4 protein-coding genes are annotated in these 7,096 nt (G+C 39.9%); 2 read left to right on the top strand and 2 right to left on the bottom strand.

Features of this window, described 5'->3' with window-relative positions; translation table 11 throughout:
- Positions 1-373: 373 nt before the first annotated feature.
- Positions 374-3,406, bottom strand: a complete 3,033-nt coding sequence (locus FL972_RS02670; protein ID WP_144603288.1) for an SbcC/MukB-like Walker B domain-containing protein — start codon at positions 3,404-3,406, stop codon at positions 374-376.
- Positions 3,403-4,638, bottom strand: a complete 1,236-nt coding sequence (locus tag FL972_RS02665; RefSeq protein ID WP_144603285.1) for a metallophosphoesterase family protein — start codon at positions 4,636-4,638, stop codon at positions 3,403-3,405. The genes FL972_RS02670 and FL972_RS02665 overlap by 4 nt, the downstream gene beginning before the upstream one ends.
- A gap of 190 nt (positions 4,639-4,828) precedes the next feature.
- On the opposite strand from FL972_RS02665, the gene FL972_RS02660 reads away from it, so the two are divergent.
- Together FL972_RS02660 and FL972_RS02655 are read left to right on the top strand one after the other, a co-directional pair.
- Positions 4,829-5,335: a septal ring lytic transglycosylase RlpA family protein gene (locus FL972_RS02660; protein ID WP_144603283.1), complete on the top strand. Its 507-nt coding sequence runs from the start codon at positions 4,829-4,831 to the stop codon at positions 5,333-5,335.
- Positions 5,336-5,867: 532 nt separating this feature from the next.
- Positions 5,868-6,989 (top strand): TolB-like 6-bladed beta-propeller domain-containing protein, encoded by a 1,122-nt coding sequence (locus FL972_RS02655; RefSeq protein ID WP_144603280.1) that lies wholly within the window; start codon positions 5,868-5,870, stop codon positions 6,987-6,989.
- Positions 6,990-7,096 lie beyond the last annotated feature (107 nt).

Here is a 7,096-nt window from a genome sequence, read left to right as displayed (position 1 = left end):
TTTTTAAAGCGAAATTAAGATTTCAAAATCTGGTTCCCCTGTGACTTCTGTGGTTAAAAAAAGGTCAATTGATGCTTGACCCTTCGTTTTGAAGATAATGATCAAAATCCCCCTAACCCCCTTTGAATTAAAGACTTTTTCTCAATGAAGCTTTTTCTCAAAGGGGGAATTGACCCGTGCCTGAATTTCATGTTGATATTTTTAGTAGATGATTTTTTCTAATTCAGAGATAGATTAGCATTATGAATGCTTCAATAAACGTTTTCCCGGCGGTAATTTCTATTCTGCCCGTAAATCGTACTTCGGAAATCAAAAATCCATTTCCTCTGTGACCTCTGTGGTTAAAAACCAAAACGATGACCCAAAATCAGTTTTAAAACGAATAACTAACCTTCGAGCCTTTTTCGGGATCGAGCACTATTTGGGCAAATGCCCCGATTTCCTGCTGCAATTCTTCCACATGGCTGATGATGCCGACAATTCTATTTTCATGTCTTAGTGACTTCAGCGTTTCAAACACCACCCGAAGGGAAGTTCTATCCAATGCTCCAAATCCCTCATCTAAGAAAAAGAAGCTTTGATCTGCTTGATTCAGAGCCTTTACTTTTTCGGCCAAAGCTAAAGCCAGACACAAGGAAGCCTGAAAAGTCTGTCCACCGGAAAGAGTTTTGAGTAAACGCCTTTTCCCTCCATTGAGATAATCTACCACCCAGAAGGTATTGTTTTCGTCAATCTCCAAACTCAGACTGTTTTTGCTGAGCTTCATAAATCGCTGATTGGCAGTATGACACAACTCCTTCAGATAGATTGAACTCACATATTTCACAAACCCACTTCCTTTGAATAATCCTTCCAATTCCTTCAGGTATGCGGCTCTTTTTTCCAGCTTCGCATGCTCCAACTCCAGCTTCTTCTTCTCCTGGATTTTCACAGAGATGGTTTTGATCTCTTCCCTGATTAAAGTCAAGGTTTGCTGAATTTCTTCCTCTTTAGATTTTTTTAGCTGTAACTCCGCATTTAATTGGAGGAACTCTTCTTCTTTAAAGTTCTTCAACTCTTTGATTTGCTCCAGTTCCAGAATTCTGGATTCGACCAAAGCCATTTGCTGATCAAACTGCTGAATCTGCTTTGCTACTTTCTCAGCATCCAGTGAATGCTCATAGAGGCGAATTAATTCTTCTTCATTTTCAAAGCCATGCTGTTTTTTGGCTTCCTTATACTCCGTTTCTAATTTTTCAATTTTTGAAAGACTGGCCTTCCATAGATTTTGAAAATTGACGAAATCAGCCTCATTTTTTGCCTGCTTTTCTCGTACTTCCTGTATCCGCTTCTGCTTTCCCTCGTATTCCAATGCTGCATTTTCAATATCTCTTTCTACTTTGGCAATCATCTGCCGGATATCAGTTTCTTCTTTCTCGAAAAAGGGTTTGCAAAAGGTTGGGTCTTTGATTTCCTCTTTTTTAGTCAAAATACTAGCCAGCAAGCCCTCATATTTGATTTGGGCTTGTTGAAATTCCTGTTGGGCCTTTTCCAGCTTAGCTCTGTTATCCTGCCATTTCTTTCTGGATTCTTGCAGGTGTACCAAAAGCTTTTCCCTGGCTTGACTACTGGCCGCCAATCCTTCAATTCGACTTTTCACCTCATCAATAGTCTGAATAGCATGTTTTTCCAAGCTGCTTTTTAACGTCTCCAGTTTTTGACGAACCTGTGCAATTTCCCTGGATCTCACTTTAATATTATTTTGGTGATTTTCGAGATACAACTGCTCCTCTTTTCTTTGCTGTATGATCAAGAGTATTTTCTCGGATTCTTCCTTGGCGGATTTTAACTCTTGCTCTTTTTCGCGAAGCTGCAATTCCTGCTTTTCACTTTCCAAAGGATTGGGATGCTCTTTGGATCCACATAATGGACAGGGTTGCCCATCTAGCAAAAGATGTGTGTGGGCATTTAAACCTAGGTTTTTCATCAATTGCTCCCTGGAATCTTCAATTTGCCGGATGGCTTTCCTTTGATAATCCAACCAGGCATCGGGATTTGGGTAGTTTGCGGGAATTTTATGCTGGAGGTCTTCCAATTTCCGAAGGACTTGCTTCTCCTCTTTTTGAAAATTGGTGAGAATTTCTGTCAAAGTAGCTTCTTGCTCCTCCAGATCTTTCCAGCTTTGAAGTGAGGTTTTTAACTCTGAAAGTAAGTTGGTATCAGGATTTGCATGTTGGGCAGCTTGAGCTTCTAATTCTTCCTGGTTTTTTTCCAGCGCAGATTGCTCATTTTTCAAAGACTGAATGCTGGGTTCTAAATTTTGAATTTTCTGTTTAGCATCTGCCAAATTTTGATGAAGACTTTTCAGCTCAATCACTTTTTTCAAATCCCGTACTTTACTCTCTCTTTCGGGCCTTTGCTGATTTTTTACTTTTAATTCCTGCTCTTCTCGAATGAGTTGGTCTATCGTTTCTTTGAAAGTCTTTTTAAAGCCCTCGCTTTCATTCATACTGACCTGAAATTTCTCAGAATCAGCTTTGGTTTCTTTGAGTTGGTTCCAAATCGGTCTCAAGTATGTTTTAGCAAGGATAAATTCCTTGTGAAGCTGTCTCTTTTCTTCAATTTCAGGTTTTTGCTGGATCAATTCCTGCTTCCGTTCTCCAAACTTTTTCCATTCACTGAATTTTTCCTGCAGCTTTTCCCGCTCTTTTACCTGCTTGGATAAAAAATCTACCTGAGCAGAAGCTTCTTTCAGTTGAGTTTGTATCTGCTGTAACTGGCTATTTTTCTCTTCCAGCAATTCCTCTTGAAAGCCTTCCAGGTTTTGTAATTGAGTATCAATCCGGATTTTTTCATCTTTCACTTTTCTGAAGAGGACGGCAGTTTTCCCGGACAGGTCAAATCGCTCCAATCCGAAGAGTTCTTTCATCATTTCGGCTCGAGGGCCTGGAGTCAGGTCAATAAACTCCCGGAATTTTCCCTGTGGAATAATGACGGTCTGCTTAAAATGCTCCTTTTTCATCCCAACGAGTCGCTCAGGTTCAGATTCTATAGGAATCCACTCTCCCTGAATTCTTTCATAAAAAGTATGCTCTGCAGGGTCTACTTTTTCAGGGTCTTTGCTGTTCCTTTTGGCTGCATATCGGGCAAGAAAGGTTTGCTGATTATTCTTCCCTCCTAGAAATTCAAAGTTGATTACTAACTGATTGCTTTGAAGGTTGAGCATAGAGCCTTTCTCCCCTCTATCAGACAATCGCTCTGTGCTACCATAAAGGGCCAATAAAATACCCTCCAGAATGGAAGATTTGCCACTGCCTACTGCTCCGAAAATACCGAATAATCCAGCCCCGGTGAGCTGATTGAAATGGATAGTTTGTGGCTCCTTGTAAGAATATAGACCTTGGATTTCTAGTTTTACCGGAATCATGAATTTTCTTCTGTTGAGATGATTTCTTTAAAAATTTCCATGAGCTCTTCATTGGCTTTCAGTCCCTTGCTGTTTTGATAATATAGTTGAAATAAGGCCAACATATCTTTCTCCAAGTCCTCCGCCTTGAGACTGAGATCCTCTTGTGCTCTTGGGTTCTTGATTTGGGGAATCAGATTGACTATTCCGTCATGTGCTTTTAAAAGTGCTTTTCGGGTGCTGGCATCGATGGATTGTTCGGTTACGTAGGTTAGCTCCACAAAGCAATAAGGGTGCTTTTCCAGCCAAAGTAAGGCTTCTTGCAGTTGTTCAAATTTGACCCGATAAAGTGGGCGGCCTTTTTTCAATTCAATAGGGGTGTAGCTAACCGGTTTGCCAGCTTCCACCTCAATAATTACCACCTTTTTTTCCTGATCTGCTTCTGAAAAAGAGTAGGCCAATGGAGAACTAGCATAGACCACAGGACAAGGCTTTTGGCTGACTGCATGATAGCGGTGCAAGTGCCCTAAAGCGGCATATTGCATTTGGGGAGGTATTTGTTGGGTGAATAATGCCTGCGTGCCTCCTACGTGCAAAATGGGACGCTCTGATTCGGGCTCAGCATTGGTAGGAATAGGCTGACCCTCTTGGATGAAAAAGAAGTGACCCATGAATAAATTGATTCCATTTTCATCACAGTAGCGATCTGCAAGATTGCTCCATTTTTCGCTTAGGATAGCTCTGAACTCCTGCTCTCTATCGCCTTCTCCCAAGTAGGTTTTGAGGCTGAGTTCAGTTGCGTAAGGAGCCAAAATCAATCTGATTGGGCTGGAATGACTTGGGATGGAAAACTCCACAAAGCCAGATTCAGAATGTAGAATTTCGAGTCCAGATTCGATTTTTCCTTTTGGAATGACTGAATCCAAGCGGCTGTAAAAAAATATACCCATTTCCCGGGCTAGCGGGTCAGGAGCTTCTATAAATTGATTGCTGTCATGATTTCCGGAAATGGCAAAAATGGGTCTTTGGCCATTGTTGGAAAGTTTGCGGAGACTTTTGTACAGCAATTCTACCGCCTCATGAGATGGATTAAAGGAGTCGAAAATATCACCGGCAAGCAAAACCAAATCAACTTTTTCCTGATCAGCGATTTGGATGATTTCATCCAATACCAATTTCTGTTCTTCTATCCGGGTGTATTCTTGTAGTCGTTTCCCTAAGTGCCAATCAGCGGTATGGAGTATTTTTAGCATTTTTCTGAGTTTCCGGGTTGCTTGACAGAAGAGTGATATAAAAGTAGGGCTAGTGAATCCTATCTTATTTTCTCCTGAGAAAGAATTATTACTAAGATAACCCAAGGGAAGTCTTAGTCCAAGTTGGGAAATCTAATTGACAATAATTGGCACTTTTGTTGAACATGCAGGCGAATTGATAAATTTGGATATGCGCTATTGGGTGGTTTTACTTTTAAGCATAGGGCTAAGCTATTCTGCTTGGGCACAATCACCGGATCCGGTTAGAATTCAGACGGGTTGGGCGAGTTTTTATGGCAAGAAGTTTCACTTGCGCAAAACTGCCAATGGAGAGATTTTCCATATGGATAGTTTGACTGCAGCCCATAAATACTTGCCATTTGGAACTTGGGTAAAAGTAACCCGTGTGGATACCCGGGACAGCGTATGGGTTCGGATCAATGACCGCCTTCCCAAGACCTCCAAGAGGATTATCGATTTATCCCGAAGTGCAGCTACTGAGCTGAATATGCGGGAGGATGGAATAGCCGAAGTAACTGTGCAGGTGTCTTCCATCGAAGAAATGAATCGTTTATTTCATCACTTTGACGGAGAGGCTCCCGGGACTTTGCGATTGAGGTGGTATGAGGAAGCCATCCATGTACCGGAGCGGACCATAGACTGGATCTGGAACCTGGTAGGTAAGTGGTTGAAGTAGAGGAGGTAGTGTAATTTAGTTATTTTCTTTAAACTAAGATCATAAATTTTTCTTATTGAAAATCAATTAGTTAGGAGATGTAGAGAGAAATATTTAATACTAAGTCTTGCGTTTTTTTTTTTTTGATTTAGCTTGGAAACGAAAGATCAAGGTATCGGCCGATCAGGGTATTTTTCACAACCGGTTATCGAGTTCTGCCGCATCCTAGAACTCACAAACGATTAAATTCTTTTAAAATGAAAAAAATAATTTTCAAACTTGGAGTTTTGAGCCTGATTATATTTAGTGCTTTTTTCGTAAATGTTTCGGAGGTGGAAGCACAAAGTGATTGTACCCCAAATGGTTGTTGGAAAACAATTACCTCAAGGGCAGGGTGGCCTGCAATGTATTGTGGTACATGTACCTATATTGATAATAGTAGGGGAGTCGGATCTGACACGGGTATCTGCTACCAATGTCCACAAAAGGGAGGTTAATATGTGTTTGATGACGCATCTTTCTAAAATGATGCCTCATTAATTTTAGAAAAAATATGAATACTAGATTGCTTTATTTATTAATTCTTATCTCGGGAACATGTGGATTAGCCTCATGCAAAAACGATTCTGATGAAAAAGACTTGATTTTAGCCGTTTCTCAATCTTCCAATTTCATGACCTTTGACTCAGTTCATGTAGTCAATAAATTTCCAACTGTCTTCCCCATTGATGAAGGAAGAAGCCTTGATAAAGAACTTATTGGGATGAGGGATTTTAAGATAGAGGATAGTCTTATGATCATTTCAACCAGTTTTAAAAAATTTTGGAGCATCTATCAAATTCCACGGTTCGACTCATTAGGCAAATTTTTGTCCGTGGGGGAGGGTCCTAAAGAATTTAGTTATCCGTCTATGTCTTCAGATAAAGTTTTGTTTCAAAAGGAAGGAAGTAATTTAGAAGCCCTGATTTATGAATTTTCAAAAGGTAGGCTACTCAAATTCAACTTAACTCAATCCCTTGACTTGGGCCAAGATAGTCTTGAGGTAATAGACGATAATTTACCTCCTTTCCTTTTTGATTTTTTAATTTTAGGTTCAAACAATTATTATTTTCGACAGCCTGAAAATCAGGAAACCAAACAAAACCGTTATTTACTTTCAGACGGACAACTGTCCAGTAGCCCTGTACTTGACCAGCTCAATAGGGCTGAAATCTCCAATGGGATGTTGAATATGTCTTTGATGGCTTCTATGACAAGACTTAGTCCCCGCAAGGATAAGATTTTAGAAATGTATTTTAGACTAAATTACTTCAACTTATACTCGCTTGATGGCTCTTTGAAAAAAACTATTTCATTGGAATCAACTTTGGATGATCTTAGTCTCTTGGAAAAGTTACCTGAGCTTGAACGAAACTACCGATTTTCAGATGTACGGGTTTACGATGAATTCTTCGCCCTTCTCCACCTAAATGAGTTGGAACAGAATTTTGCAACAGAGAGAAAATCCTATCCGGAAATCCTCATTTTTGATTGGGAAGGAAACCCTATTTCAAAACTGATCTTCAAAGATTTTTTCACTTCATTTGATTTTGATCTAGCCAATCAGAAAGTCTATACTTTTGACAGTCAAACCGATCGATTCAAATATCATGAAGTTCCTCAATTTTGGAACTGATGAGTTGCGATGATGGAGCTATTTTTTGCAAAAAAGACAGGGCCGAAGATTCATTTGATATTTGGAAAATGCCGGGAATGCATATTGAATTGATTGGGCTTTAAAAA

This window comes from Algoriphagus algorifonticola (assembly GCF_007655305.1).
GTDB lineage: Bacteria > Bacteroidota > Bacteroidia > Cytophagales > Cyclobacteriaceae > Algoriphagus > Algoriphagus algorifonticola.
The sequence above is the reverse complement of the archived record's forward strand: the minus strand, read 5'-3'. Positions and strand labels throughout refer to the sequence as shown.

Excerpts from the sequence above, each read along its gene's own strand:
- FL972_RS02670 (WP_144603288.1), bottom strand. The coding sequence starts at position 3,406 with ATGATTCCGGTAAAACTAGAAATCCAAGGTCTATATTCTTACAAGGAG.
- FL972_RS02665 (WP_144603285.1), bottom strand. The coding sequence starts at position 4,638 with ATGCTAAAAATACTCCATACCGCTGATTGGCACTTAGGGAAACGACTA.
- FL972_RS02660 (WP_144603283.1), top strand. The coding sequence starts at position 4,829 with ATGCGCTATTGGGTGGTTTTACTTTTAAGCATAGGGCTAAGCTATTCT.
- FL972_RS02655 (WP_144603280.1), top strand. The coding sequence starts at position 5,868 with ATGAATACTAGATTGCTTTATTTATTAATTCTTATCTCGGGAACATGT.